This is a genomic window from Citrobacter sp. MGH 55 (genome assembly GCF_016906145.1).
Lineage (GTDB): Bacteria > Pseudomonadota > Gammaproteobacteria > Enterobacterales > Enterobacteriaceae > Citrobacter_A > Citrobacter_A amalonaticus.
Genome location: NZ_CP070239.1, coordinates 2544847 through 2546778, shown reverse-complemented (window position 1 = coordinate 2546778; position 1932 = coordinate 2544847). Strand labels below are relative to the sequence as shown.

The 1932-nt window shown below is 53.1% G+C and carries 1 tRNA gene and 1 rRNA gene; both read right to left on the bottom strand.

Annotation, left to right across the window (positions count from 1 at the left end):
- Positions 1-50 precede the first annotated feature (50 nt).
- Positions 51-126: transfer RNA gene (locus JTI98_RS10160), tRNA-Glu, on the bottom strand.
- Positions 127-212: 86 nt separating this feature from the next.
- A 16S ribosomal RNA gene (locus JTI98_RS10155) occupies positions 213-1754 on the bottom strand.
- Positions 1755-1932: the final 178 nt, after the last annotated feature.

Sequence of the window (1932 nt, the reverse complement as noted above, 5' to 3'; positions counted from 1 at the left end):
GAGTTTTGAGATATAAAGGCCGGCGACTTTCACTCACACAAACCAGCAAGTGGCGTCCCCTAGGGGATTCGAACCCCTGTTACCGCCGTGAAAGGGCGGTGTCCTGGGCCTCTAGACGAAGGGGACACTGAAGTCTGCTTCGGCAAGACGCCTTGCTTTTTACTTTTCATCAGACAATCTGTGTGGGCACTACAAAGGCAGGTTCTTTAAGGTAAGGAGGTGATCCAACCGCAGGTTCCCCTACGGTTACCTTGTTACGACTTCACCCCAGTCATGAATCACAAAGTGGTAAGCGCCCTCCCGAAGGTTAAGCTACCTACTTCTTTTGCAACCCACTCCCATGGTGTGACGGGCGGTGTGTACAAGGCCCGGGAACGTATTCACCGTGGCATTCTGATCCACGATTACTAGCGATTCCGACTTCATGGAGTCGAGTTGCAGACTCCAATCCGGACTACGACATACTTTATGAGGTCCGCTTGCTCTCGCGAGGTCGCTTCTCTTTGTATATGCCATTGTAGCACGTGTGTAGCCCTGGTCGTAAGGGCCATGATGACTTGACGTCATCCCCACCTTCCTCCAGTTTATCACTGGCAGTCTCCTTTGAGTTCCCGGCCGGACCGCTGGCAACAAAGGATAAGGGTTGCGCTCGTTGCGGGACTTAACCCAACATTTCACAACACGAGCTGACGACAGCCATGCAGCACCTGTCTCACAGTTCCCGAAGGCACCAAGGCATCTCTGCCAAGTTCTGTGGATGTCAAGACCAGGTAAGGTTCTTCGCGTTGCATCGAATTAAACCACATGCTCCACCGCTTGTGCGGGCCCCCGTCAATTCATTTGAGTTTTAACCTTGCGGCCGTACTCCCCAGGCGGTCTATTTAACGCGTTAGCTCCGGAAGCCACACCTCAAGGGCACAACCTCCAAATAGACATCGTTTACGGCGTGGACTACCAGGGTATCTAATCCTGTTTGCTCCCCACGCTTTCGCACCTGAGCGTCAGTCTTCGTCCAGGGGGCCGCCTTCGCCACCGGTATTCCTCCAGATCTCTACGCATTTCACCGCTACACCTGGAATTCTACCCCCCTCTACGAGACTCAAGCCTGCCAGTTTCGAATGCAGTTCCCAGGTTGAGCCCGGGGATTTCACATCCGACTTGACAGACCGCCTGCGTGCGCTTTACGCCCAGTAATTCCGATTAACGCTTGCACCCTCCGTATTACCGCGGCTGCTGGCACGGAGTTAGCCGGTGCTTCTTCTGCGGGTAACGTCAATTGCTGTGGTTATTAACCACAACACCTTCCTCCCCGCTGAAAGTACTTTACAACCCGAAGGCCTTCTTCATACACGCGGCATGGCTGCATCAGGCTTGCGCCCATTGTGCAATATTCCCCACTGCTGCCTCCCGTAGGAGTCTGGACCGTGTCTCAGTTCCAGTGTGGCTGGTCATCCTCTCAGACCAGCTAGGGATCGTCGCCTTGGTGAGCCGTTACCTCACCAACAAGCTAATCCCATCTGGGCACATCCGATGGCAAGAGGCCCGAAGGTCCCCCTCTTTGGTCTTGCGACATTATGCGGTATTAGCTACCGTTTCCAGTAGTTATCCCCCTCCATCGGGCAGTTTCCCAGACATTACTCACCCGTCCGCCACTCGTCAGCAAAGCAGCAAGCTGCTTCCTGTTACCGTTCGACTTGCATGTGTTAGGCCTGCCGCCAGCGTTCAATCTGAGCCATGATCAAACTCTTCAATTTAAGTTTGATGCTCCTAGAATTAAACGTCGTAATGAATTACGTGTTCACTCTTTGAGACTTGGTATTCATTTTTCGTCTTGCGACGTTAAGAATCCATGTCACTCTGAGTGCCCACACAGATTGTCTGATAAATTGTTAAAGAGCAGTTGCGACGCGCTTTAGCGCTCTGTCGCGAGGT